This is a genomic window from Rhizobium sp. RU36D (genome assembly GCF_900176345.1).
GTDB lineage: Bacteria > Pseudomonadota > Alphaproteobacteria > Rhizobiales > Rhizobiaceae > Allorhizobium.
In genome coordinates this window covers 147,447-173,637 of sequence record NZ_FWXU01000006.1, presented here as the reverse complement: position 1 = coordinate 173,637, position 26,191 = coordinate 147,447, and the positions used below count along the sequence as shown (strand labels likewise).

At 61.3% G+C, this 26,191-nt stretch carries 23 protein-coding genes; 3 read left to right on the top strand and 20 right to left on the bottom strand.

Translation table 11 applies throughout. The features are described from left to right. Positions 1 to 4 precede the first annotated feature (4 nt). Positions 5 to 1,144: an iron-containing alcohol dehydrogenase gene (locus B9A97_RS09865; RefSeq protein WP_084365157.1), complete on the bottom strand. Its 1,140-nt coding sequence runs from the start codon at positions 1,142 to 1,144 to the stop codon at positions 5 to 7. Positions 1,145 to 1,253: 109 nt separating this feature from the next. Between B9A97_RS09865 and B9A97_RS09860 the strand changes: the two genes are divergently transcribed. Continuing rightward, complete coding sequence (locus tag B9A97_RS09860; protein ID WP_084365156.1) at positions 1,254 to 2,153, top strand: LysR substrate-binding domain-containing protein; 900 nt, start codon at positions 1,254 to 1,256, stop codon at positions 2,151 to 2,153. 57 nt (positions 2,154 to 2,210) lie between these two features. Here B9A97_RS09860 and B9A97_RS09855 read toward each other — a convergent pair whose 3' ends face one another. The 8 genes from B9A97_RS09855 to B9A97_RS09820 form a co-directional block, all read right to left on the bottom strand. Further along, a complete protein-coding gene (locus tag B9A97_RS09855; protein WP_084365155.1) occupies positions 2,211 to 2,618 on the bottom strand; it encodes a F0F1 ATP synthase subunit epsilon in 408 nt (135 codons plus the stop codon). Between the two features lie 65 nt (positions 2,619 to 2,683). After that, on the bottom strand, positions 2,684 to 4,123 hold the full coding sequence (atpD, locus tag B9A97_RS09850) for a F0F1 ATP synthase subunit beta (protein WP_084365154.1): 1,440 nt from the start codon (positions 4,121 to 4,123) through the stop codon (positions 2,684 to 2,686). Between the two features lie 24 nt (positions 4,124 to 4,147). Further along, complete coding sequence (locus B9A97_RS09845) at positions 4,148 to 5,026, bottom strand: F0F1 ATP synthase subunit gamma (protein WP_084365153.1); 879 nt, start codon at positions 5,024 to 5,026, stop codon at positions 4,148 to 4,150. 28 nt (positions 5,027 to 5,054) lie between these two features. Next, complete coding sequence (atpA, locus tag B9A97_RS09840; RefSeq protein ID WP_084365152.1) at positions 5,055 to 6,584, bottom strand: F0F1 ATP synthase subunit alpha; 1,530 nt, start codon at positions 6,582 to 6,584, stop codon at positions 5,055 to 5,057. After that, on the bottom strand, positions 6,584 to 7,144 hold the full coding sequence (locus tag B9A97_RS09835; protein WP_084365151.1) for a F0F1 ATP synthase subunit delta: 561 nt from the start codon (positions 7,142 to 7,144) through the stop codon (positions 6,584 to 6,586). Before B9A97_RS09835 ends, atpA begins: the two co-directional genes overlap by 1 nt. Before the next feature lie 268 nt (positions 7,145 to 7,412). Further along, a complete protein-coding gene (locus B9A97_RS09830; RefSeq protein WP_084365272.1) occupies positions 7,413 to 7,796 on the bottom strand; it encodes an AGROH133_08824 family phage infection protein in 384 nt (127 codons plus the stop codon). Positions 7,797 to 7,903: 107 nt separating this feature from the next. Further along, a complete protein-coding gene (locus B9A97_RS09825) occupies positions 7,904 to 10,120 on the bottom strand; it encodes a primosomal protein N' (protein ID WP_084365150.1) in 2,217 nt (738 codons plus the stop codon). 76 nt (positions 10,121 to 10,196) lie between these two features. Next, complete coding sequence (locus B9A97_RS09820) at positions 10,197 to 11,135, bottom strand: GNAT family N-acetyltransferase (RefSeq protein WP_084365149.1); 939 nt, start codon at positions 11,133 to 11,135, stop codon at positions 10,197 to 10,199. Positions 11,136 to 11,275: 140 nt separating this feature from the next. Between B9A97_RS09820 and B9A97_RS09815 the strand changes: the two genes are divergently transcribed. Both B9A97_RS09815 and B9A97_RS09810 read left to right on the top strand, forming a co-directional pair. Further along, on the top strand, positions 11,276 to 12,211 hold the full coding sequence (locus B9A97_RS09815) for a tyrosine recombinase XerC (protein WP_084365148.1): 936 nt from the start codon (positions 11,276 to 11,278) through the stop codon (positions 12,209 to 12,211). Positions 12,212 to 12,303: 92 nt separating this feature from the next. Continuing rightward, positions 12,304 to 13,398 carry a TraB/GumN family protein gene (locus tag B9A97_RS09810; RefSeq protein WP_084365147.1) on the top strand — a complete coding sequence of 365 codons (1,095 nt, stop codon included), beginning with the start codon at positions 12,304 to 12,306 and terminating at the stop codon, positions 13,396 to 13,398. Positions 13,399 to 13,426: 28 nt separating this feature from the next. On the opposite strand, the gene B9A97_RS09805 is transcribed toward B9A97_RS09810, so the two are convergent. From B9A97_RS09805 to B9A97_RS09755, 11 genes are all read right to left on the bottom strand, one after another. Next, a complete protein-coding gene (locus B9A97_RS09805) occupies positions 13,427 to 13,927 on the bottom strand; it encodes a cytochrome b (protein WP_084365146.1) in 501 nt (166 codons plus the stop codon). A 114-nt stretch (positions 13,928 to 14,041) separates the two neighbouring features. Continuing rightward, positions 14,042 to 15,448, bottom strand: coding sequence for a dihydrolipoyl dehydrogenase (gene lpdA / locus B9A97_RS09800; RefSeq protein WP_084365145.1), 1,407 nt, complete (start codon positions 15,446 to 15,448; stop codon positions 14,042 to 14,044). A gap of 41 nt (positions 15,449 to 15,489) precedes the next feature. Next, the gene (locus B9A97_RS09795) at positions 15,490 to 15,993 is read right to left on the bottom strand and encodes a hypothetical protein (protein ID WP_084365144.1); all 504 of its coding nucleotides are present in this window, start codon (positions 15,991 to 15,993) and stop codon (positions 15,490 to 15,492) included. A 4-nt stretch (positions 15,994 to 15,997) separates the two neighbouring features. Then, positions 15,998 to 16,408, bottom strand: a complete 411-nt coding sequence (locus tag B9A97_RS09790; RefSeq protein WP_084365143.1) for an MAPEG family protein — start codon at positions 16,406 to 16,408, stop codon at positions 15,998 to 16,000. An 18-nt stretch (positions 16,409 to 16,426) separates the two neighbouring features. Next, positions 16,427 to 17,662, bottom strand: a complete 1,236-nt coding sequence (odhB, locus tag B9A97_RS09785; protein ID WP_084365142.1) for a 2-oxoglutarate dehydrogenase complex dihydrolipoyllysine-residue succinyltransferase — start codon at positions 17,660 to 17,662, stop codon at positions 16,427 to 16,429. 64 nt (positions 17,663 to 17,726) lie between these two features. Beyond that, a complete protein-coding gene (locus tag B9A97_RS09780; protein ID WP_084365141.1) occupies positions 17,727 to 20,723 on the bottom strand; it encodes a 2-oxoglutarate dehydrogenase E1 component in 2,997 nt (998 codons plus the stop codon). Between the two features lie 169 nt (positions 20,724 to 20,892). Beyond that, positions 20,893 to 21,795, bottom strand: coding sequence for a succinate--CoA ligase subunit alpha (gene sucD / locus B9A97_RS09775; RefSeq protein WP_084365140.1), 903 nt, complete (start codon positions 21,793 to 21,795; stop codon positions 20,893 to 20,895). Positions 21,796 to 21,812: 17 nt separating this feature from the next. After that, positions 21,813 to 23,006, bottom strand: coding sequence for an ADP-forming succinate--CoA ligase subunit beta (gene sucC, locus B9A97_RS09770; RefSeq protein ID WP_084365139.1), 1,194 nt, complete (start codon positions 23,004 to 23,006; stop codon positions 21,813 to 21,815). Between the two features lie 19 nt (positions 23,007 to 23,025). Then, the gene (mdh, locus tag B9A97_RS09765; RefSeq protein WP_084365138.1) at positions 23,026 to 23,988 is read right to left on the bottom strand and encodes a malate dehydrogenase; all 963 of its coding nucleotides are present in this window, start codon (positions 23,986 to 23,988) and stop codon (positions 23,026 to 23,028) included. 179 nt (positions 23,989 to 24,167) lie between these two features. Continuing rightward, positions 24,168 to 25,331 carry a cell division protein ZapE gene (gene zapE / locus B9A97_RS09760; protein WP_084365137.1) on the bottom strand — a complete coding sequence of 388 codons (1,164 nt, stop codon included), beginning with the start codon at positions 25,329 to 25,331 and terminating at the stop codon, positions 24,168 to 24,170. 137 nt (positions 25,332 to 25,468) lie between these two features. Continuing rightward, the gene (locus B9A97_RS09755) at positions 25,469 to 25,990 is read right to left on the bottom strand and encodes a protease inhibitor Inh/omp19 family protein (RefSeq protein ID WP_084365136.1); all 522 of its coding nucleotides are present in this window, start codon (positions 25,988 to 25,990) and stop codon (positions 25,469 to 25,471) included. Positions 25,991 to 26,191 lie beyond the last annotated feature (201 nt).

The window sequence follows — 26,191 nt, the reverse complement described above, 5'->3', positions numbered from 1 at the left end:
GGTCTCATTCCCTCGGCAGAGCCATCATGATGGCCGCGAACTGATCGATTTCGGCATCGCCAACCTCGCGAATGGTCGAGCGACGCATCGGCTGGTTCTCGGATGCCCGCATTTCCCGCGCCAGATCGGCGGCCGTATATGCCCCGAAGGCGGCGGGGAGAACCCGATTGACGCCGCATCGGCTCATGAACTCGCTGAAAAAGGCGGGCAACTCGGCAGCACTGGCCACGCCGCATGCCTTGGCAGCAGCGGCAAGCTCTGGCGTATCCGCATCGCAGAGCCAAGCAAGCGTGGCTTCGAAGCCGAGCGCGGTGGCAAGCCCGTGATGAACCGGAGCAAGGCCGGCCAGGGCGTGGCTGATGTTATGGGCGATCGCAGTTCCGCAATTGTCGATGGCAATGCCGGCGAGGCATGAACCCAGGAGCACATCGCCTCGGGCCTCAAGATTTTGCGGCTCCCTGACCGCCGTTTCGAGGCTGGCAACGATCTTTCGCAGCGCTTCATGACCGTAGAAGCGAGCGCCGGCATGGGAATTGCGGTTGGTGGAGGCCTCGAAGGCATGAATGAAGGCATCGAGCCCGCACCAGGCGGTGAGGTTGGCGGGCAGGCTCGCCGTCAGCTGCGGGTCCAGGATCACCAGGTCAGCCTTGGTCTCGGCACCCCAGATCCAGAGCTTCTTGCCTTCCGGACCGGTGAAGATATTCGTTGCCGAGGTCTCGGAACCGGTGCCGGCCGTGGTTGGCACCATGATCTTTTTGAGCGGCGCCTTGGGGAGCGGATTGGCTGCCAGCGCGTAATGCATCGGATCCTCGCCCGATGCGACGGTGCAGGCTGTGATCTTGGCGATATCCAGCGCCGAGCCTCCGCCGATGCCGACCACGAGATCAGCCCCCTTCCCCGCCAATGCGGCTGCGCGCAGATGGGCTATCTTTGGCTCGCCGGCAAAATCATGAAACAAGACCGGCTCGACGCCCGCGGCGCGCAATTCCTCCGCTATCGTTTCGCCGAGCCCGCTTGTGGCGAGAAAACTGTCAATCACAATAAGCGCGCGCTGCGCCCCGAAGGCGCTGGCGGCAGTGGCGAGCCCGGCAATGGTGCCGGCTCCAAATCTGATCTCCGGTATAGGCGAAAGGGTATAGGGCACGTGCGGCTTCTTTCCTGCAAAGCGTTTGACACAGTCTGCAACACAACATCAAAGCTTCAAATACGGGGAATTGTCAGGTATTTTGATGACTTGAAGTTATGGAGAGGGCATGCTCGACAAAATTCCCTTGGAAGCCTTCAGGGTCTTCGATGCCTCGGCTCGCTTCATGAATTTTTCCCGCGCGGGGCGGGAGCTGCACATCACCCAGGCCGCGGTGAGCCGGCGGATCAAAGGGCTGGAAGATCAACTCGGCGCACGGCTTTTCACCCGCCGCGGCCGCAATCTCGCGCTGACGTCGGAGGGCGAACGGCTGTTCCAGAGGGTTCGGGCTACGCTGGAGTATCTGGAGGAAAGCCTGGAGCCGTTTCGCGCCGGTGCGTCGCAGATCATCTCGATTGCCGCGAGCGGTTCGGTGTCGCATCTCTGGCTGGGGCGCAAGCTCAAGGATTTCGCCAAGCAGAGTAGCGGCATGTCGGTGCGCCTGCTGACGACAGATGCACCAGCCGAACTCGCGGCAGAAACCAACGACCTGGTCATCCTCTATTCCACGGGCGAACATCCCCGATGGCATCTGAGCCTGCTGATGAAGGAAGTCCTGGTTCCCGTCGCCTCACCGACCTATCTGGCGCATAAGGGCATCCCATTCGCCAGTCTTGATGTCGACGAGATCGCCGGGCTCGACCTCATCGACTATGAGCGGTTCAATGCCAACTGGATATCCTACCGACAGTGGTTCGCGCGGATCGCAACGCCACCGAAGCGCAAACCCGCAGCGCCGCGCTTGTCGTTTTCAACCTATGTCATGGCGGTGGAGGCGGCGGTCGATGGCGAAGGCGTGGCGCTCGGCAGCCTCGGCCTCATTTCCGAACACATCGCATCCGGATCGCTTGTCGTCCTCGGAGACCAACAGGTCGAAACCGGCTACGGCTACTATCTCGGTTTCCCGAGATATCGAACGCTGCAGCCCCAGGCGCTGCAACTCTATCAGCATCTCCTGGGGAGCGACTGACCCAGAACGCAAAAGGCGGCCACTGGGGCCGCCTTGAACTTACGAATTCCCTGAAGATCAGGCAGGAACGACGATACCGTTTAGGTGCGTCAATTCCATCAGATACTGCTCAAGCTTGGTCTTGTGCTCGTGGCTGTCGGACTTATCGAGTTCGGCCTTGGCCGCTTCGATACGACGTGCCAGCACATCGCGGTTCAGTTCGTTCATCGGAACGGCCGATTCAGCAAGCAGCGTGCAGCCGGTCGGAACGATGTCGGCAAAGCCGCCGAACACGACATACTTGGTGACCTGACCCGACGACGTTTTAACCGTAACGACGCCCGGCTTGATCGTGGTCATGGTCGGCGCGTGATTGGCCATCACGGTCATTTCGCCTTCGGTCGCCGGAATGACGACTTCGCTCACCTTCTCGGACAGAAGCAGGCGCTCGGGCGAAACCAGTTCGAAATCAAAATTGTCGGCCATGACGGTTCACTTCTTCAATTGCTTGGGGAAGAGGGCGCGGACGAATCCGCGCCGCCGATCCGTTATCAGGCAGCTTCAGCAGCCAGCTTCTTGGCCTTGGCGATCGCTTCGTCCATGGAACCAACCATGTAGAAGGCGGCTTCCGGAAGATGGTCGTATTCGCCGTTGACCAGGCCCTTGAAGCCCTTGATCGTGTCTTCGAGGGCGACCAGCTTGCCCGGCGAACCGGTGAAGACTTCGGCCACGAAGAACGGTTGGCTCAGGAAGCGCTCGATCTTGCGGGCGCGAGCAACGGCCAGACGGTCGTCTTCCGACAGTTCGTCCATGCCAAGGATGGCAATGATGTCCTGGAGAGCCTTGTAGCGCTGCAGGGTCGACTGGACCTTACGAGCAACTTCGTAGTGCTCTTCGCCAACAACCATCGGGTCGAGCATGCGCGACGTGGAGTCGAGCGGGTCAACGGCCGGATAGATGCCCTTTTCGGCGATCGAACGCGACAGAACGGTCGTGGCGTCCAGGTGGGCGAACGAGGTTGCCGGCGCAGGGTCGGTCAAGTCGTCGGCGGGAACGTAGATGGCCTGAACCGAGGTGATCGAGCCCTTGGTCGTGGTGGTGATGCGTTCCTGCATCTGACCCATGTCGGTGGCGAGCGTCGGCTGATAACCAACGGCCGAAGGAATACGGCCGAGAAGAGCCGACACTTCGGAACCTGCCTGGGTGAAGCGGAAGATGTTGTCCACGAAGAACAGAACGTCCTGGCCTTCGTCACGGAACTGCTCGGCGATCGTCAGACCGGTCAGAGCGACGCGAGCGCGGGCGCCCGGCGGTTCGTTCATCTGGCCGTAAACCAGCGCAGCCTTGGAGCCTTCGCCGCCGCCATGCTTGTTAACGCCCGACTCGATCATTTCGTGATAGAGGTCGTTACCTTCGCGGGTCCGCTCGCCAACACCGGCGAATACCGAGTAACCGCCGTGTGCCTTTGCAACGTTGTTGATCAGTTCCATGATCAGAACGGTCTTGCCAACGCCGGCGCCGCCGAACAGGCCGATCTTGCCGCCCTTAGCGTAAGGCGCGAGAAGGTCGACAACCTTGATGCCGGTGACCAGGATCTGCGCTTCGGTCGACTGCTCGACGTAAGCCGGAGCTTCCTGGTGGATGGCGCGCTTGCCGGAGGTCACCAGCGGACCAGCTTCGTCAACCGGCTCGCCGATAACGTTCATGATGCGGCCGAGGGTTTCCTTACCAACCGGAACCGAGATCGGAGCACCGGTATCGGTGACCGGCTGACCGCGGACGAGACCTTCGGTCGAGTCCATGGCGATCGTACGAACCTGGTTTTCGCCGAGGTGCTGGGCCACTTCGAGAACGAGGCGGTTGCCGCCGTTATCGGTTTCCAGCGCGTTCAGGATCGCCGGCAGTTTGCCTTCGAATGCAACGTCGACAACGGCGCCGATGACCTGCGTCACCTTGCCGGCCGTAGATTGTGGGGTAGCTGCCTTAGCCATGATTCTTACCCTCTTTCCTTAACCTCAGAGCGCTTCCGCGCCCGAAATGATTTCAATGAGTTCCTTGGTGATCTGCGCCTGACGCTGACGGTTGTAGTTCAGCGTCAGCTTGTTGATCATCTCACCAGCATTGCGCGTCGCATTGTCCATGGCGCTCATCTTGGCACCCATTTCGCCGGCGACGTTTTCGAGCAGAGCCCGGAACACCTGGACCGAAATGTTGCGCGGAATGAGATCGCTCAGGATCGCACCTGCATCGGGTTCATATTCGTAAACCGCGGTGGCACCGGAAGCCGGCGGCACATCGCCGGCGGAAGCCGGAATCAGCTGCAGCGCGGTCGGAACCTGGCTGATGACCGACTTGAACTCCGAATAGAACAGAGTGCAGACGTCGAACTCACCCTTGTCGAACATCGCGATGATCTTGCGGGCGATCGCATCGGCATTTTCGAAACCGACCCGCTTGACCTCGCGAAGGTCGGTACGCTCAACGATCAGCGGACCAAATTCGCGACGCAGGCTGTCGTAGCCCTTCTTGCCGACGCAGAAGATCTTCACGGTCTTGCCCTGGGCCAGCAGCTTGCGTGCGTGGTCGCGGGCGAAACGCGAGATCTGGCTGTTGAAGCCACCGCAAAGGCCGCGCTCGGCGGTGCAGACGACGAGCAGATGCACGTCGTCCTTGCCGGTGCCGGTCATCAGGCGCGGCGCACTGTCGTCCGTACCGACCGCCTGGGCGATATTGGCAAGGACGGCGCTCATGCGCTGCGAGTAAGGCCTGGCGGCCTCGGCCGCCTCCTGGGCACGACGCAGTTTCGCCGCGGCGACCATTTTCATCGCCTTGGTGATCTTCTGCGTCGCCTTGACGGAGGCGATCCGGTTCTTCAGATCCTTAAGTGAAGGCATCCGTTATCCGTCCTTGGCTCGAGCCCGATTACGCGAAAGACTTGGCGAAGGCGTCCAGGGCAGCCTTGAGCTTTGCCTTGGTGTCGTCGCTGATGGCTTTCTCCGTGCGGATGGTATCCAGAACGCCCTTGCCTTCCGAACGCATGTAGGACAGCAGGCCCTGCTCGAACTTGCCGACCTGGTTGACCGCGATCTTGTCGAGGTAACCGTTGACGCCGGCGAAGATCACCGCAACCTGCTCTTCCGTCTTCAGCGGCGAGAACTGCGGCTGCTTCAGGAGTTCGGTCAGGCGGGCACCGCGGTTCAGCAGGCGCTGGGTTGCAGCGTCAAGGTCCGAACCGAACTGGGCGAAGGCGGCCATTTCACGATACTGGGCGAGTTCGCCCTTGATCGAGCCGGCAACCTGCTTCATCGCCTTGATCTGTGCGGCAGAACCGACGCGCGAAACCGACAGACCGACGTTAACGGCCGGACGGATACCCTGGTAGAACAGGTCGGTTTCAAGGAAGATCTGGCCGTCGGTGATCGAGATAACGTTGGTCGGAATGAAGGCCGACACGTCGTTACCCTGGGTTTCGATGACCGGCAGAGCCGTCAGCGAGCCTGCACCCTTTTCGTCGGAGAGCTTTGCAGCGCGCTCCAGCAGACGGGAATGCAGATAGAAAACGTCGCCGGGATAAGCTTCGCGGCCCGGAGGACGACGCAGCAGCAGGGACATCTGACGGTAAGCAACGGCCTGCTTGGAAAGGTCGTCGTAGCCGATCAGCGCATGCATACCGTTGTCACGGAAGTATTCGCCCATCGCAGCGCCTGCGAAGGGTGCGAGATACTGCATCGGAGCCGGATCGGAAGCGGTCGCGGCAATGATGATGGAGTACTTCAGTGCGCCGCGCTCTTCGAGCACCTTTACGAACTGCGCAACGGTCGAGCGCTTCTGGCCGATAGCCACGTAGACGCAGAACAGCTTGTCGCCATCAGGACCATTTTCGTGAATGGCCTTCTGGTTCAGGATCGTGTCGAGAATGATGGCGGTCTTGCCGGTCTGGCGGTCGCCGATAACCAGTTCGCGCTGGCCGCGGCCAACCGGGATGAGGGCGTCGATGGCCTTGAGGCCGGTCGACATCGGCTCATGGACCGACTTGCGCGGAATGATGCCGGGAGCCTTGACGTCGACGCGCGAACGGCGGGTCGCGTTGATCGGGCCCTTGCCGTCGATCGGGTTGCCAAGCGCGTCAACAACGCGGCCAAGCAGTTCGGGACCAACCGGAACGTCGACGATGGCGCCGGTCCGCTTGACGATGTCGCCTTCCTTGATGTCACGGTCGGAACCGAAGATAACGACACCGACGTTGTCGGCTTCAAGGTTCAGCGCCATACCACGGATGCCGCCGGGGAACTCGACCATTTCGCCGGCCTGGACATTGTCCAGACCGTATACGCGGGCAATACCGTCACCGACGGAAAGCACCTGGCCAACTTCGGATACCTCGGCTTCCTGGCCGAAATTTTTGATCTGGTCTTTAAGAATTGCGGAAATTTCCGCGGCGCGGATATCCATCAGCCAACCTCTTTCAGTGCAAGCTTAAGGGTAGAAAGTTTGGTGCGAAGGGACGTGTCGATCTGGCGGGATCCAACCTTCACGACGAGACCGCCAAGAATGGAGGGATCGACAGTGACGTTAACCGCCACGGTCTTGCCGGTAACGCCCTGGAGCGCCGCCTTCAGTTCATTTTCCTGCGCTGCGGAGAGCGCATGGGCCGACGTGACGTCGGCAGTAACTTCGCCACGATGACGGGCTACGATCTGGCGATAGGCCGCGATCATGCCAGGCACGGCAAACAGCCGCCGATTTGACGTCACGACCTTGAGGAAGTTAGCCACGAGACCCGAGATGCCGGCCTTTTCGCAGATCGCGACAATGGCCTTCAACTGGTCTTCAGCGGAGAAAACCGGGCTTGCGACCAGCCGCTTCAGATCAGCGCTGTCATCGATCATCGCCTGGAAACGGCCGAGATCGGCGGCCACGGCATCGATGGCACCCTGCTCGAGGGCTAGCTCGAAGAGCGACGAAGCATAGCGCTCAGCCACTCCGGAAATGAGCTGGGATGTGTCTGCCAAAGCAAAATCTTCCCTGGTTTTATTCCATGATACCGACCAGAACAGAACGCTGGCGATACAATCTTGGAATTGTTACGTTTTCCCCCAGAAACAGGAGACAGTGTGGCCCCTGCTTTCCGAAATTCGCGGTCCGTCTAGCATAGGAACTCTGGACTCGCAACACGCGTATTAACGGAATACGCCAATAGGGCAAGCACCCCAGGGCGTTTTTCCGTCATACTGCGTCATATTGTCGAAAAGGCGTCCGGAGCGAGGCCTTTAGCTACGGCTACAGAAAGCCGAACACATATCCGAGCGGCAGGGCGGCAACGCAAATCTGCACAACCAAAAATAGAATATTGCCCATCACGCTCCCCCGATCAGACATTATCGAGAGCAGGCGCCCGAATGCCGCCAATCCCACGGCGCTGCCAAAGGCCAGATAGATCATGGGCTGGGCCAAGAGCAGGGCGGCGAGCGATATGCCGAGCAGGAATCCGCCGGCAGACCGGCCTTCCGCCAGGCCTTCCGGCCGCCCATCCTTGGTCTGCAGTCCAAGAAAGGCAAAGGCCATGCCGGGGGCCAGCATCACGACGAGACCCAGCAGCGCGGTAAAGGCCGCGGCAAAGAAGGCCAGCCGCTCGCCGAACTCGGTTGGAAAATAAAACTCCATGATGTCCCCCATATGCTTCCGGGCCTGCTTCGCACCTTATGCCACAGGCTTGAATCCGGTGAAATGCCACGCCGCAGATGTTCAGCGATTTCAATAACCAGGCGAGATCAGAGAAAGCTCTGCGGATCGACATCCACCTGCACCTGAATGGTCTTGCGCTCCTTCGGGCCATTGATCGCCATTTGGCGGAGGAAGGCCTGCATGTCGCTGCCGCGGCGTCCATGCACCAGCAGTCGAAATCGATGCCGGCCGCGGATCAGCGCAAGCGGCGCCTCTGCCGGTCCCATGATGCTGATGCCATCGGTCACGGGCGCTGCCTGCCGCAATTGCCGCGCATGGGTTTCGGCCTCGGCCCGGTTATCGGCCGAAACGATGATCGATGCGAGCCTGCCGAAGGGCGGCAGGAGAGCCCGTTCACGCTCGGCGATTTCCCGCTCATAGAAGGCCGCCGCATCGCCGGAGACCAGCGCCTGCATGACAGGATGCTGCGGCTGGAATGTCTGCACCAGCCCATGGCTCTTGCGCCCGCTGCGACCGGCGCGGCCAGTCACCTGGCTCAGGAGCTGGAAGGTACGCTCGGCCGCCCGCGGGTCGCCGTTGGAAAGCCCGATATCCGCGTCGATAATGCCGACCAGCGTCATGAGCGGGAAGTTATGCCCCTTGGCCACCAGTTGCGTACCGATGACGATATCGGCCTCACCCTTGGCCACGGCCTCGAATTCCAGCCTGAGACGCTTGACCCCACCGAGATCCGACGACAGCACCAGTGTGCGCGCATCGGGAAAATGCTTCTCCACCTCCTCGGCGATCCGCTCCACCCCCGGCCCGCAAGCCACGAGATGGTCCAACGTGCCGCATTCCGGGCAGGCATTCGGCGTCGGCTCGCTGTAGCCGCATTGGTGGCACTGAATTTGCCCGCGAAACCGATGCTCCACCAGCCAACTGGAACATTGCGGACACTGGAAGCGATGGCCGCACACGCGGCAGAGCGTCAGCGGCGCATAGCCGCGACGATTGAGGAACAGCAGAGATTGCTCGCCGCGCTCCAGCGTCTTCTTCATCCCGCGCAGCATGACAGGCGAGAGGAAGCCGCCGCGCTCCGGCGGATGCCGGCGCATGTCGACGAGATGCAGGTCCGGCAGGGCCGCACCGGCGAAGCGCGTCGGCAAATGGATGCGCCGATAACGGCCTTGCAGGCAATTCACCTGGCTTTCGACCGAGGGTGTTGCCGACGCCAGCACCACGGGAATATCGGATATCCGCGCTCGGACGACGGCCATATCCCGGGCATTGTAGAACACCCGATCCTCCTGCTTGAAAGCCGGATCGTGTTCTTCGTCGACGATGATCAGTCCCAGATTGTCGAACGGCAGGAACAGGGCCGAGCGCGCACCTGCCACGACGCGGATTTCGCCCGTCGTCGCCTGGCGCCACACCTTTTCCCGCATGCGGCTGGAGAGATCCGAATGCCACTCTCCCGGCTTGGAGCCGAAGCGATCCTGGAAGCGCTCCAGGAAATCCGCCGTCAGCGCGATTTCCGGCAACAGGATCAGCACCTGTTTTCCCTTGCGAAGGGTTTCGGCGATCGCCTCGAAATAGACCTCCGTCTTGCCGGAACCAGTGACGCCATCGATCAGCGAGACGCTGAAGCCACCCGCTTCGACGGCTTCGAACAGCTCGTCGGCTGCCTCCTTCTGGGCCACCTCCAGTGCCGGCGGCCGATACTCGGGGTCGGGCAAGGCCACGATCGGCGGCGGCGGCAGGAAGACGGTTTCGAACGTGCCCTGGGCAATCAGCCCATCAACGACGCTCAGCGAGACACCGGCCGCATGGGCAAGGCCCGAACGCGTCCATGCCAGCCCATCCTCGGCAAGTTCGAGCACCTTCTGACGGGCGGGCGTCACTCTTTCGGGCCTCACCCCGCAATAGCGCAGGCCTTCCACCATGGGCTCCGGCTCCAGCGCGGCCGGCGCGCGCAGAGCCATCCGCGCGACATAGCCCGGCGGCGAGAGCGTATAGCTCGCCACCCAATCCAGGAAAGTTCGCATATCGGGAGACAGCGGCGGGCAATCGAACACGAGCGTCAGTGGCCTGAGCTTCTTCGGATCGACGGGATCGGCCGTCGCCTCGTCCCACACCACGCCAATCACCTGCCGCGGACCCAGCGGCACCTGGACGACAGACCCCGGCTGAACGGCCATGCCCTCCGGCACCGCATAGGAATAGGCCGTCGGCGCCGGCAGAGGCACCATGACGGGAACTGCGCGGAGACTGGCTGGCTTGCTATCTAGGGGACCAAAGAGGTCGGACGAATCTTTGCCCATGGCGCGGACCATGCCCAAAGGCGGAACAAAAGGAAACCGGAAAGAAGGGAGCGGCGGCGAAAACCCCGGGCTGGGGCTAGTGACTGTCCGCTGCCTCGTCAGAAACAACATGCGGCGGCACCGAAAATGCCGCATCGCCATCGGTCTTCAGCCTATGCACCGTGTAATGCTCCAGTGCCGACGTGACCGTCACCGGGTCCCCCTCCAGTGCTTCCGGCATGATCAGGTTGCCGACCGTGAACTCGAACAGGTCGCCCTTCTTGTTCAGCAGTTCATAGAAGACCGTCATGTCCCGGAGTTCGGTCGACCATTTGGCAAACCAATAGAACAGGCCGGAATTGCGCGCCTTCATATGCACAGGAAGAATCGGCAGTCCGTATTTGCGCGACAGGCCCACGGCAGAGGTTTTCCACGGCCGCTCGTTCAGCTTGCCATCAGCCCAATAGGCGATGCGGCCGGACGGAAACAGCACCGTGGCCTTCTGCTCCTCTACCGCCCGGTTGGTCAGTTGCAGCGTCTCTCGGGCCTTGAGCTTGCTCTTGTATTCCTCCCGCCATTCCACGGGAATGATGACATCCGCAAAGCGCGGATTGACGCGAACGGCATCCCGGTTGGCAAAGAAGGTCATGTCGGGCCGGCGGTGCTTCAGCAAGTCGAACACGGCAACGCCATCGGCAATACCGGTCGGATGGTTGCTGACCATGATGAAGCCGCCGGTTTCGGGAATACGCTCGGGATTGTTGACCTTGATATCGAGCTTCAACACATTGCTCAGATATTCGAAGGCCTGGAAGCCGGGCATATTGGCAACGGCATCGGCAAATTCGATCGCCTTGTCGTAACGCAGCAGGCTGTACAGGAAAGGCCGCATGATGGGCCAGAGAGGATGATGAACGATCTTCTGACCGCGCTCGGCGATCAGGGTATCGACGATATGACCGGGCTGCCCGTGGGAAACCAGTGCCAAAGCCTCAGCGAACTGTCCGAGCATTGTCATGGATTCGCGCCGCGCCATGGATTTCCCCGTCTTTGACACCAGATTTCTATCGCAGGCTATTGTGATCGAAGAATGACAAATCCGACGGCACCTTAGCTTTTCCCTAACAGGAAATGGGTCATGGTCATGCTCAAATCAATTGCGTCCGAGGCTTCGGTATGACGGAAATTCTGACGATTGCAGCACCCGATCTGATGTCGGAACGCGAGACCTGGCTGCACTCACTTGCCGGCGAAAGGCGCCTGGCGGGAAACACCCTGGAGGCATATGAACGCGACTCCCGGCAATTCCTCTCCTTCCTGACCGCCCATCTGGGCGCGCCCCCTTCGATCGCAGACGTTGCGACGCTAAAGCCCGCTGATCTGCGCGCCTTCATGGCGGCTCGGCGGCGCCATGGCGCGGGCGCCCGGTCCCTTGGCCGCTTCATGGCCGGCATCAGGTCCTTCCTGCACCACATGGAACGCAAGGGGCTCGTCAATGCGGCCGCCGCCGGTGCTGTTCGCTCGCCGCGACAGCCGAAATCCCTTCCGAAACCGCTTTCGGGCACACAGGCTCTCTCGTTGATGGAGCAGGATGCGCAGATGCGCGACGAGCCATGGATCGCAGCAAGGGACGCCGCCGTGCTCGCGCTGCTTTATGGCTGCGGGCTGCGCATATCCGAGGCGCTGGACCTCACGCCGGCGGCTTTCCCTTCGGGCGCTCAGACGCTGCGCATCAAGGGAAAGGGCGGCAAGACAAGACTGGTACCGCTGCTTGCCGCGGTGACGGACGCCGTGGCGGCCTACAAGGCCCTCTGCCCCTGGCATCTAGAGCAGGACGAACCACTGTTTTGCGGCGCAAAGGGCGGCAGGCTGCAACCGGCCATCATTCAGCGGCAGATGCAGAAACTGAGGGGAGCGCTCGGCCTGCCCGAAACGGCCACGCCTCATGCCCTGCGCCATTCCTTCGCCACCCATCTTCTGGGCAGCGGCGGAGATCTGCGCACGATCCAGGAACTGCTGGGCCATGCCAGCCTCTCGACAACGCAGGTCTATACCGGCGTCGACACCGCCAGACTGCTTGATGTCTACGAGAAGGCCCATCCAAGGGCCTGACCGTGCGTCGTTAACCAAGCATGTTAAACAAACATGAGGGTGAGGCGGCTAGGCTGGAGGCGATGCAACGGAAGCTGCCACGGAACCTGCTAATGACACCTGATATCGCCCAGATCGCCCGTGACGCTCTCGACCGCCGCCCTGGCGAGGCCCTGCTGTGGCTGCTTGGCGCTTTCCACGTAGCATTGCTGGCTTCGATCGTCGTCATCCTGACCTTCGCCGCGCCGGCCTATGCCGAGGATGCGGCCGCTGAATGCGGGGGTCGCGATCTTCTTGCGGAGATGCGCGCATCCGATCCTGCCCGTTATGCGGCCCTCGAAGCCGAGGCACGGAAAGTCCCCAATGGAAAAGGGCTGCTTTGGAAGGTCGAAAAGATCGGCATTCCCGCATCCTATCTTCTGGGGACCATGCATATCACCGACCCCCGGGTGGTGAGCATGCCGCCGGCAGCCCGCGTCGCGGCCGCCGGTGCATCCACAGTGGTCATCGAATCCGATGAAATCCTGGACGAGAAAAAAGCCAGCATGGCGATGCTGACGCGGCCCGATCTGACCATGTTCACAGACGGCACCACACTATCGGACCATCTGTCGCCCGAGGATGCCAAGACTCTGGAGAACGGTTTGAAATCGCGCGGCGTCTCCCTTGCTTCCGTATCGCGCATGAAGCCCTGGATACTCTCAAGCTTCATTGCCCTGCCCGCCTGCGAACTATCGCGCAAGAGCAAGGGCGCCTCCTTCCTCGACAAGAAGATTGCCGAGGACGCCGTTGCCGCCGGCAAGAAGCTCGTGGGACTGGAAACGCTTGCCGAACAGCTGCAGGCCATGGCCGACCTGCCGGTGGAATTTCACCTGAAGGCGCTGATCGAGACATTGCAGATCGGCGACAGCATGAAGGACATCATGGAAACCATGACAGCCCTTTACCTCGCCGGCGAGACGGGCATGACCATGCCGATGCTGAAGGCGGTCACCAAGGACCTAGGCGGAGACCCCGAGGACGGCTATGCGGCATTTGAAACGCGGATGGTCATTGACCGCAACAAGGTGATGGCGGAGCGCAGTGCCCCCATTCTCGCGGAGGGCAATGCCTTCATCGCCGTCGGCGCACTGCATCTGCCCGGCGACCAGGGTCTCGTCGAACTGCTGCGCGCCCAAGGCTTTCAGGTGACGGCCGTCGAGGGTTGAACACCTGCTCGAAGGCCGTTCGCCCGGTCTACCCCTTGGTCATGCGCTGGGCCAATCCGGTCTTCCAATAGAACTGGTGGACCAGCACCGCCGCAAGGTGGACGACAATCAGGAGCCACATCAGGAGCTTCAGCGGCCCGCCATGAACATCGCCGGCGGTTTCGTTGCCGAAGTAGTAGAAGCCGATGCCACTCAGCGGCAGCGCCACGAACAGCAGATAGAAGCTACCATGCGCGATCTTGGCGGCGAGCTTGCCGAGCGGCGGCTCGCCTACAGGTGCCGCCGGAGCCCCCTGCACCAGCCGCAGGATCAGTCTCAAGATCCCCAGACAGAGAACGGCAATCCCGACATAGGCATGGATATTGGCCGAACCGATCTGGTCGGGCGTTGGCGTTTCGCCCCGTCCGAGCGCCCGGCTATAGGTCTCCATGCCCTCGGTGAAGATGAGATTGAAGAAAATCAGCGCCGCCATCAGCCAATGCAGCGCCTTTTGCGGAATACTGTAGGAAGTAGGAACTGCCGCTACCATTTTTTTGCCTTTTGTCAAAGGGTTAGACCGACGTGCAGCAACAGCATAAAGGCCGCGTCCTGCCTTGCAAGACGCGGCCTTCCAAATGGAGAAGAATTAATCTTTAGGGATTGATTACATATGGATCGGCTTGAAGAACGTCGCCAGCGCGGCTTCCTTCACGGCTTCCGACATCGTCGGGTGCGCATGGCAGGTGCGGCCCAGGTCTTCCGACGAGCCGCCGAACTCCATTAGAACGGCCGCCTCGTGAATCATCTCGCCGGCTCCCGTGCCGAGGATGTGAACGCCGAGAACGCGGTCGGTCTCCTTGTCGGCCAGAACCTTGACCAGACCATCGGTCGCCAGCATGGCACGCGCACGGCCATTGGCCATGAACGGGAACTTGCCAACCTTGTAGGCGACGCCCGCGGCCTTAAGCTCTTCCTCGGTCTTGCCGACAGAGGCCACTTCCGGCTGGGTATAGACGACACCCGGGATGACCTCGTAGTTCACATGGCCATGCTGGCCGGCAATGATTTCGGCGAGCGCCACGCCTTCGTCTTCGGCCTTGTGCGCCAGCATTGGGCCCTTGACGACATCGCCGATGGCATAGATGCCGGGCACATTGGTCTTGTAGTGACCGTCGATTTCGACGCGACCGCGATTGTCCAGCGCCACGCCAACGGCTTCGAGGCCAAGGCCAGCCGTGTATGGCTTACGGCCGGTTGCGACCAGAACGACATCGGCATCCAGTGAAGTGGCGGCACCGCCCTTGACCGGCTCGAAGGTCACCTTGGCGCCCGAGCCGCTCTTTTCAACGCCGGTCACCTTGGCGCTCAGGTTGAATTCCATGCCTTGCTTGGCCAGGATGCGCTGGAACTGCTTGGAGATTTCGCCGTCCATGCCGCCAAGAATCGTGTCGAGATATTCGACAACGGTCACCTTGGCGCCGAGCCGCAGCCAGACCGAGCCGAGCTCCAGGCCGATGACGCCGCCGCCGACCACGATCATCTTTTCCGGAACCTTGGACAGCGACAGGCCGCCGGTGGAGGAAACGATGACCTTTTCATCGATCTCAACATTGACGCCGGGAATGCCCGCGACGTCGGAGCCGGTGGCGATGACGATGTTCTTGGTTTCCAGTTCCTGCACCTTGCCGTCTTCGGCCGTGACCGAGACCTTGCCGGCGGAAACGATCTTGCCGGTGCCGATGAAGCCGTCGATCTTGTTCTTCTTGAACAGGAAAGCCACGCCATCGACGTTCGACTTGATGGTGGCTTCCTTGTGCGCCATCATCTTGTCGAGGTTCAGCTTGGGCGTGGCGACTTCCACGCCAAGGGCATCCATGCCATGCGCGACGTGATGGAACATCTCGGATGCATGCAGCAGAGCCTTGGAGGGTATGCAGCCGATATTGAGGCACGTCCCGCCATAGGTCGCGCGCTTCTCGACGACCGCGACCTTCAGGCCAAGCTGGGCCGCCTTGACGGCGCAGACATAACCGCCGGGGCCGCTTCCGATTAAGACGAGATCATAAGCCATGACAGATCCTTCTCTTTATTTTGGCGCTGGCTCCCGAGGGCTCATTGCGCCTTGCATTCCCGAAATTCATAGAGGTCCCACGGCACATCCTTGAGACCACTCTTGTCCCATAAGGCAGAATGCCGGATCGCCGGTCCGAGGCCCGGCATCAGGATGGCGTCAGGCGCCTGGCTGCCCGCCGGCCCGAGGATGTCGATCTGCCCGGTTGCAGCCGCCACCGCATAGGGAATGCCGGTCCAGACCGTGCATGCCCTGATATCGTCGCCCGTCACATCGCCCTCGGGACAGTTGTTCATGATCATGCCGGAGGGACGACGGCCATCCTCGTCATACATGATGTGGCCATCAAGCTTGAGCGTTCCGCCCGTCACGGCAAACAGATGGGAGACCGCCGCGGCATCCTCTCCCACGGGACGAAACGCCAGCCGGCTTCCCGCATCCGCTTCCTCATAGACCGCGTGCTCGATGCCACAGCGTTCTGCTGCGGCCGCCACGGTCGGCACTATCAGGATAGCCAGTATGGAAGGGAAAGCGGCGCGCAGCATGTCGTCACCAGACCAGCGAGATCGCCATGGCGGCGAGACCGCCCAGGCTGACCAGCCAGACCATCGAGCGGACATACGGCACACCCGCAAGATAGAGCGGGACATAGACTATCCGGGCGGCAAACCAGAGCCACCCGCCCGCTAATGCCAGACCGGAGGTGGGCACGATCATCGCTGCCAGAACCAGCCCGACAAAGGCCGGATAGGTTTCGCGAAAATTGGCAGAGCACCGCTCGGCCCGTCCGGCAAGAACGCCGCCGGCCTTTTTTTCCTGGTCACGCGGCCCGGCATTCCAGGCAAGCCCCCGGTCAAGGGTGGCAATGCCCCCCTGCAGAAAGACATGAAGGAACAGAAGCGCCACGCTCGAGACGAGCAGCAGGACATAGGGCTGTGCCTGTGCCGATAGCGCTTCCATCCGCCTTCTCCGTCCCGATCAGAGGTCGAGGACCAGACGTTCCGGATCCTCAAGGCTTTCCTTGACGCGGACAAGGAACGTAACCGCTTCCTTGCCGTCAACGATGCGGTGGTCATAGGACAGCGCCAGATACATCATCGGACGGATAACCACCTGGCCGCCGATGGCGACGGGACGATCCTGGATCTTGTGCATGCCGAGGATGCCGGACTGCGGCGCATTGAGGATCGGAGACGACATCAGCGAGCCGTAAACACCCCCATTGGAGATAGTGAAGGTGCCGCCCTGCATGTCGGCCATCGACAGCGCGCCGTCACGGGCGAGCTTGCCCAGGCGACCGATATCCTTCTCGATCTCTGCGATCGACATCTGGTCGGCATCGCGCACGATCGGCACGACGAGACCCTTGTCGGTGCCGACGGCGACGCCGATATGGCAGTAGTTCTTGTAGATGATGTCGGTGCCGTCGATCTCGGCGTTGACAGCCGGCAACTCCTTCAGGGCGTGGGTCACGGCCTTGGTGAAGAACCCCATGAAGCCGAGCTTCACGCCATGCTTCTTCTCGAAGATGTCCTTGTACTTGTTGCGCAGGCTCATCACCGCCGTCATGTCCACCTCGTTATAGGTGGTCAGCATGGCCGCCGTGTTCTGGGCATCCTTCAGGCGCTTGGCGATGGTCTGGCGCAGGCGCGTCATCTTCACGCGTTCTTCGCGTGCAACGTCGTCCGTTGCCGAAGGCGCGCGAGGAGCAGCCGGTGCCGCCGGAGCGGCAGCAGCGACCGGACCCTTGGCGATGGCGGCGAGAACGTCACCCTTCAGCACCTGGCCACGCTTGCCGGAGCCTTCGATGTCGGAGGTGGAGATGTTGTTGTCCGCAGCGACCTTGGCGGCAGCAGGAGCAGCCGGCATGGACGAGGCGGCCGGAGCGGCGACAGGTGCCGGAGCAGCCGGGGCGGCGGCGGCAGGCGCCTCAGCCTTGGCCGGAGCGGCAGGTGCAGCGGCGGCAGTGCCCGCGCCGGCGGCATCGATATTGCCCAGCAGCGCGCCGAGACCAACCGTTTCGCCATTGGCGGCAACGATCTCGACCAGCACGCCGGCGGCCGGAGCCGGTACCTCGACGGTCACCTTGTCGGTTTCCAGTTCGACGATCGGCTCGTCTGCCTTTACGGTGTCGCCAACCTTCTTGAACCAGGTGCCGACAGTGGCTTCGCTGACGGATTCCCCGAGGGTCGGGACGCGGATTTCAGTGGCCATGATTTCAGTTCCGTTGATCAGATAGCGGTTTCGGTGGCTGAGTTTCGTCTCGCAGGGCGGCCGGTCAGCCGCCGAGTGCGTCCTCGAGGAAGGCTTCCAACTGCGCCAGATGCTTCGACATCAAGCCCGTTGCCGGAGACGCTGCTGCCGGGCGGCCCGTGTAACGGACGCGCTGGTACTTGGCATCGATATGGGCAAGCACCCATTCCAGATAGGGGTCGATGAACGACCAGGCGCCCATGTTCTTCGGCTCTTCCTGGCACCAGACCATCTCCGCATTGCGGAAGCGGCTGAGTTCGTTGATCAGCGCCTTGGCCGGGAACGGATAGAGCTGCTCGATACGAAGCAGGTAGACGTCATCAATGCCGCGCTTCTCGCGCTCTTCCAACAGGTCGTAATAGACCTTGCCCGAGCACATCACCACGCGGCGGATCTTATTGTCCTTCTGCAGCTTGATCGGGCCGTCCTTGATGACCTCCGCATCATCCCACAACAGACGGTGGAACGAGCTTTCGCCGGCCATTTCCGACAGGCTCGACTGCGCACGCTTGTGGCGCAGCAGCGACTTCGGCGTCATCAGGATCAGCGGCTTGCGGAAGTCGCGCTTCATCTGACGGCGCAGTATGTGGAAGTAGTTGGCCGGCGTCGTGCAATAGGCCACCTGCATATTGTCTTCCGCACAGAGCTGCAGGAAGCGCTCCAGGCGGGCGGACGAGTGCTCCGGTCCCTGGCCTTCATAGCCATGCGGCAGAAGGCAGACGAGGCCGGACATGCGCAGCCACTTGCGTTCGCCCGAGGAGACGAACTGGTCGAACACCACCTGGGCGCCGTTGGCGAAATCGCCGAACTGGGCTTCCCAGAGCGTCAGCGCGTTCGGACGGGCCAGCGAGTAGCCGTATTCGAAGCCGAGCACGGCTTCTTCCGACAGCATGGAGTTGATGACTTCATACTTGGCCTGGTTGGGGGCAAGGTTTGCCAGCGGGATATAACGTTCTTCGGTTTCCTGATCGTAGAGAACCGAATGGCGTTGCGAGAACGTGCCGCGCTCGCAATCCTGGCCTGACAGACGGATCTTGTGACCCTCGACGGCAAGCGTTCCGAAGGCCAAGGCCTCGGCCATGGCCCAGTCGATGCCCTCGCCCGTCTCCACCATCTGGGCGCGTCCGTCCATGAAGCGCTGGATGGTGCGATGGGCGCGGAAGCCTTCGGGAACGGTCGACAGCTTGCGACCGATCTCCTTCAACTGCTTCATCGGCACGGCAGTCTTGCCGCGACGCTGCTCATCGGCATTGTCGGCGGTCCTCAGACCCGACCACTGACCGTCGAGCCAGTCAGCCTTGTTCGGCTTGTAGCTCTGGCCGGCCTCGAATTCCTGTTCCAGATGGGCGCGCCAATCGGCCTTCATCTTCTCGAATTCGCCTTCGGTCAGCAGGCCCTCGGCGATCAGGCGCTCTGCATAGAGCTGCGTGACCGTCTTGTGCGCGCGGATGACCTTGTACATCTTCGGCTGCGTGAACGCAGGCTCGTCACCCTCGTTATGGCCGAAGCGGCGATAGCAGAACATATCGACCACAACGGGCTTGTGGAACTTCATGCGATATTCGGTGGCGATCTTAGCGGCATATGTCACCGCTTCCGGATCGTCGCCATTGACGTGGAAGATCGGCGCTTCGATCATCTTGGCAACGTCGGACGGATAAGGCGACGAGCGCGAGAAGGCCGGATTGGTGGTGAAGCCGATCTGGTTGTTGATGATGAAATGCATGGTGCCGGCTACGCGATGACCGCGCAGGCCGGACAGGCCGAGGATTTCGGCAACCACGCCCTGGCCGGCAAAGGCGGCATCGCCATGCAGCAGCAGCGGCAGAACCTTGGCACGCTCCTTGAGCGGAATAATGTCGCCATCCCAGGTCTTGGCGATCTGGTCCTGCTTGGCGCGGGCCTTGCCCATCACGACAGGATTGACGATTTCCAGATGCGAGGGGTTGGCCGTCAGCGACAGGTGTACCTTGTTGCCGTCGAACTCACGGTCAGACGAGGCACCAAGATGGTACTTGACGTCGCCGGAGCCTTCGACTTCATCGGGCTTGAACGAACCACCCTTGAACTCATGGAACACGGCGCGGTGCGGCTTGCCCATGACGTTGGTCAGCACGTTCAGGCGGCCGCGATGGGCCATACCGAGCACGATTTCTTCCAGGCCGTCCTGGCCGCCACGCTTGATGATCTGCTCGAGCGCCGGGATCAGCGATTCGCCGCCATCAAGACCAAAGCGCTTGGTGCCCTTGTACTTGACGTCGATGAACTGCTCGAAGCCTTCGGCCTCGATCAGCTTGGACAGGATCGCCTTCTTGCCATTGGCGGTGAATTCCACGCCCTTGCCGGGACCCTCGATGCGCTCCTGGATCCAGTGCTTCTCCTCGGGATTGGAGATGTGCATGAACTCGACGCCGATGGTCGAGCAATAGGTGCGCTTCAGAATATCGAGCATCTCGGGGATGGTCGCGTATTCGAGGCCCAGCACGTTGTCGATGAAGATCTTGCGGCCGTAATCGGCTTCCGTGAAGCCATAGGCGGCCGGGGACAATTCGTTATAGTCGTCCACCGGGGCGGCGATGCCTAGGGGATCGAGATTGGCGTGCAGGTGGCCGCGCATGCGGTAGGCACGGATCATCATGATGGCGCGAACGCTGTCACGGGTCGCCTGCAGGACATCGGCTTCGTTGACCGGCTTGCCAGCGGAAACCGCAGCCGCTTCGGCCTTGCCCTTGACCTTGGTCTCGATCGCCTTTTCGACGAGACCCCAATTGCCATCAAGCGCCGACACCAGATCGCCACCAGCGGGAATCGGCCAGTTCTTGCGCTGCCAGGAGGCACCGGCGGCGGCCTTCTTCACATCGGACGGGTTTTCTGCCAGCGCCCGGAAGAAGGATTGCCACTCGGCCGGAACCGAGGATGCATCCTCTTCATAGCGTGCATAAAGCTGTTCGATATAGGCAGCGTTGGATCCGTCGAGGAACGACGTGATCTGGAACTGCTCATTGGCTTCTTGCCTACCCATGGTGTCCTGCGAACGTCGCCGTTCGCCTCCCGCTTTGAGTTGATGGCCGGAGAGCCGGCCTGCCGCTTTTTCTCGCCCTCAGGCGAATCGATTTCGTTCGTTCTAAAATGCTAATCCAGGCAGGGGAGCGTTATCGGCTCCACCTTGCCTGGCGCATGCGTCAGATGGCTCAGCCCTTGAGGACTTCGACCAGCGTCTTGCCCAGGCGTGCCGGGGAAGGCGAAACCTTGATGCCAGCCGATTCCATGGCTGCGATCTTGGATTCGGCATCGCCCTTGCCGCCGGAAACGACAGCGCCGGCATGGCCCATGGTGCGGCCCTTCGGTGCCGTACGGCCGGCGATGAAGCCTGCCATGGGCTTGCTACGGCCCTTCTTGGCTTCGTCCTTGAGGAACTGCGCAGCGTCCTCTTCGGCAGAACCGCCGATTTCGCCGATCATGATGATCGAGGTCGTGGCCGGATCCGCCAGGAACATCTCGAGCACGTCGATGAATTCGGTGCCCTTGACCGGGTCGCCGCCGATGCCGACAGCCGTGGTCTGGCCAAGGCCTTCGTTCGACGTCTGGAAGACTGCTTCATATGTAAGCGTGCCGGAGCGGGAAACAATGCCGACCGAACCCTTGCGGAAGATCGAACCGGGCATGATGCCGATCTTGCACTCTTCCGGCGTCAGGATGCCCGGGCAGTTCGGGCCTAGAAGGCGCGACTTCGACTTGTCGAGCTTGGCCTTGACCCGCACCATGTCCATGACCGGAATACCCTCGGTGATGCAGGTGATGAACGGGATCTCGGCGTCGATCGCCTCGATGATGGCGTCGGCTGCACCGGCCGGCGGAACATAGATCACGGATGCGTCTGCACCGGTCTTTTCCTTGGCTTCGGCAACGGTCGCGAAGATCGGCAGGGTTTCACCCTTGGAGCCGGTCCAGTTTTCGCCACCCTTCTTCGGGTGGATACCGCCGACCATCTGCGTGCCGTAATAGGCCAGCGCCTGCTCGGTGTGGAAGGTGCCGGTCTTGCCGGTCAGGCCCTGAACGAGGACCTTGGTGTTCTTGTTTACAAGAATAGACATCGGATAGGTCCCTCAGATTAGCCGTTGATCGCCGCGACGATCTTCTTGGCAGCGTCGTCCAGGTCGTCGGCCGCCGTGATGGCGAGGCCCGATTCGTTCAGGAGCTTCTTGCCAAGTTCGACATTGGTGCCTTCCAGGCGCACGACGAGCGGAACCTTGAGACCCACTTCCTTCACCGCGGCGATGACGCCTTCGGCGATGACGTCGCACTTCATGATGCCGCCGAAGATGTTGACGAGGATGCCCTCGACCTTCGGGTCGGCCGTGATGATCTTGAAGGCTGCCGCGACCTTCTCCTTGCCGGCGCCACCGCCGACGTCGCAGAAGTTTGCAGGCTCCTTGCCGTAGAGCTTGATGATGTCCATCGTTGCCATGGCGAGACCGGCGCCATTGACCATGCAGCCGATATTGCCGTCGAGCGCCACGTAAGCGAGGTCCCACTTGGAGGCTTCGATTTCCTTGGCGTCTTCTTCGGTCTCGTCACGCAGCGCCTTGACGTCGTCGTGGCGGAAGATCGCGTTGCCGTCGAAGGACATCTTGGCATCGAGAACACGCAGGTGACCGTCCTTCATGACGATCAGCGGATTCACTTCGAGAAGGGACATGTCCTTCTCGTTGAAGGCCTTGTAGAGCGCCGGGAACAGCGCCTTTGCATCTTCAGCGGCAGCGCCGTCCAGCGCCAGCGCCTTGGAAATCTTCGCAACATCGTCAGCAGTTACGCCGGCTTCCGGATCGATCGCGATCGTGTGGATCTTCTCCGGCGTGTCGTGGGCGACGGCCTCGATGTCCATGCCGCCTTCCGTCGAGACGACGAAGGCAACCTTGCCGACCGAACGATCGACCAGCAGCGAGCAGTAGAGTTCGCGGGCGATGTCGGCGCCGTCTTCGATATAGAGGCGGTTGACCTGCTTGCCAGCTTCGCCGGTCTGCGCGGTCACCAGCGTGTTGCCGAACATGTCCTTGGCGTGAGCCACGACTTCCTCGATCGACTTGGCCAGGCGAACGCCGCCCTTGGCGTCGGGGCCGAGTTCCTTGAACTTGCCCTTGCCGCGACCGCCAGCATGGATCTGGCTCTTGACCACATAGAGCGGACCTGGAAGCGACTTCGCAGCAGCCTCTGCTTCCTCGACCTTGAGGATGGCCACGCCTTCCGCAACCGGTGCACCAAAGCCCTTCAGCAAAGCCTTGGCCTGGTATTCATGAATGTTCATGGGTCTATCCCTGTTTCGATTACTTCAGCGCGGGAGCAATGTTGGTGCAGGCTTCGCAGAGGCCGGCAACGGCGCCGACAGACTTCTGGAAGGCCTCTTCCTCAGCCTTGTTGAACTCGACTTCGATGATACGCTCGACACCGCCGGCACCGATGACGACGGGAACGCCGACATACATGTCCTTCACGCCGTACTGGCCCGAGAGATAGGCGGCGCAGGGCAGAACGCGCTTCTTATCCTTGAGGTAGGACTCAGCCATTTCGATGGCAGATGCGGCCGGTGCGTAATAAGCCGAACCGGTCTTCAAGAGACCCACGATCTCCGCACCACCGTCACGGGTGCGCTGGATGATCTCTTCGAGGCGTTCCTTGGTGCACCAGCCCATCTTGACGAGGTCGGTCAGCGGAATGCCCCCGACGGTCGAGTAGCGAGCGAGCGGCACCATGGTGTCGCCATGACCGCCGAGAACAAAGGCGGTGACGTCCTGGACGGACACCTTGAATTCTTCCGACAGGAACAGGCGGAAGCGAGCAGAGTCGAGAACGCCGGCCATGCCGACGACCATGTTCTTCGGCAGGCCGGAGAACTTCTGCAGCGCCCAGACCATCGCGTCGAGCGGGTTGGTGATGCAGATCACGAAAGCATTCGGGGCATACTTCTTGATGCCGGCACCGACCTGCTCCATGACCTTGAGGTTGATGCCGAGCAGGTCGTCGCGGCTCATGCCCGGCTTGCGGGCGACACCGGCGGTGACGATGCAGACGTCAGCGCCTTCGATGGCGGAATAGTCGCTGGCGCCCGTCAGCTTCGCATTGAAGCCTTCGACCGGCGAAGACTGGGCAATGTCGAGACCCTTGCCCTGGGGAATGCCATCAGCAATGTCGAACAGGACGATGTCGCCCAGTTCCTTGAGACCGGCGAGATGCGCCAGCGTACCACCAATCATTCCGGAACCGATAAGTGCGATCTTGTTGCGCGCCATTGAAGTGCTTCCTTTGAGATCCATAACCACGGCAGGCATCGCGAAGAATAACCGCCATTGCGGCACTTCGCTTAGCCGTTACTGCTAATAATGGCAACCGATAATTTCGGAGCCAAAGATTTCAATCGGTTATAATGATAATTTCTTACGTAAACGTAAGCTTTTCCGTCATCATCGCGTCATGAATCGGCGGAGCGTCGCACGTGACGGTTAAGATATTCTGCGCTGCGCATCTCAAACAGGCGAGAAACTGTTCTATCGAACTCGAAACCTTCGGTGCCCTTGCGTTCCGTCAATAATTCCTCAGGCAAGCCCTCGGCGGAGGCAAAAAGTCGGACGCCATGGTCATAAAGCGCGTCAACCAAGATGATGAAACGCTTGACCTCGTTGCGGCGCTCGGCGGGCAGCTTGGGTATCCCGTCGATGAAGATCGTGTCGAACCTGTCGGCAATGGCGAGGTAATCCGCCGCACCAAGAGGCCTTTCGCAGAGCTCCGCGAAGGTAAAGCGGGCCGCCCGGTCAACAGCGCGTGGCACCTCGATGCTACGCCCCATGCGGTCGATGGAGATGGGCCGCTCATCCAGCCCGGAGGTCTCGTCGCGCCAAGCCGAATTCATGGCCGTTTCGGCTTTCCGGTCCAGCGGGGTAATGTAGACCGGCTGCCGATCGAGCTTGGCCAATCGATAGTCTGTGGGTGAGTCCAGGGAGACAACCTCGACATGCTTCTTCAGAAGATCCACGAAGGGTAGGAATAGCCCGCGATTGAGACCGTCCCGGTAGAGATTGTCAGGCTCGACATTCGACGTGGCAACCAGCACGCAGCCTTTGGAGAACAGTTCCGAAAACAGCCGCGCCAGGATCATGGCATCGGCGATATCGGTCACGGTGAATTCGTCGAAGCAGAGCAGCTGCGCCTCGGCCAGAAGTGCTGCGGCAACCGGAGGAACCGGATCGGCCTGCCGTGTCTCGCCGGCCTTCAGCTTCTGCCGATGGACATGGATCCGCGCATGCACATCGGCCATGAATTCATGAAAATGGGCCCGCCGCTTTTTCTCGATCGGAGCCATCTTGAAGAAGAGGTCCATCAGCATGGTCTTGCCGCGACCGACACTGCCATAGACGTAAAGACCGTTCACCTGCGGTCCGGGCTTTGGCCGCTTGGCGAACAGCCAGCCAAGCGCACTGGATTTGGTCGCGGGTCGCTTCTGTTTCAGTTCGGCGAGGATGCGATCGAGCTTCGCTACCACCTGCATCTGCGCGGGATCGGCCGTGAGTGTCCCGGCGACAGTCAGCGACCGCAACTGCTCGCTGACACTCATCGCATAGTCGGGAATAGGCTTCATCAGGGGGACTCCGCGTCTCAGGCGCCGCTGACGGCCCAACGGTGGCGGGCGGTGAAAGGTCGACGTCCTGGATCAGGGATGAAAGAAAACATGGGAATGCCTGCAAAAAGGGCGGTCACGAGGACCGCCCTGGCGTCTCAGCGGCTCAGGCTGATCGGCTGGCCACCATTCGTGGTTCCGTCGAAGCGGGCTTCGGCCGTCTTGTAGACCCGACCGATCGTATTGCCATTGCGGTCCTTGAGCAGCACCTGCTTGCCTGCCACTTCCCAGGAGCCCATGCCGGTCAGTTCGCCGGCGCAGCCACGCGTACCGCCGCGCGATCCCGAGCCGAGATTGGTCAGCGTCAGGAACATGTCACAGTTGGAGCCGCCGCTGGCAACACGCCAGTTACCGACCATGGATTCCTTCGTCACGTCCTGAGCCGTTGCCGGAACGGCATCGGTCGCAGCCACCGGGGCGCTGGCCGGGGCGGCGGGGAACTGGCCAGGGGCCGTAGTCGTCGGATCAGGAAGCTGGCCGGACTGCACCGTCGGCACCGGTTGCGCCTGCAGCGGCGGAAGCTGCTGCGCCGAGTTTTGATACGGATTATAGGAGGTCCGCTGGCAGCCAGCGAGGGCGAGAACAACCGCAAGACCAGTCGCGGCGTATTTAAGTTTCATCGTTAAACTCCCGGTTATCCGCCTTCATCCGGTTTGTTGCTAACAAACGCGGCGAAATTATCGCCAAAGCCTTAGCTTAATCAAGCATACATAGGGTTAATGCATCTTGAAGGCCAATCGCCTGGACAAAGCGAAACTATAATCTTGCGAGCTTTCGCCACGATTGCGTCGCTCGCCTCCAAGAGATAAGCGCCCTCGCGA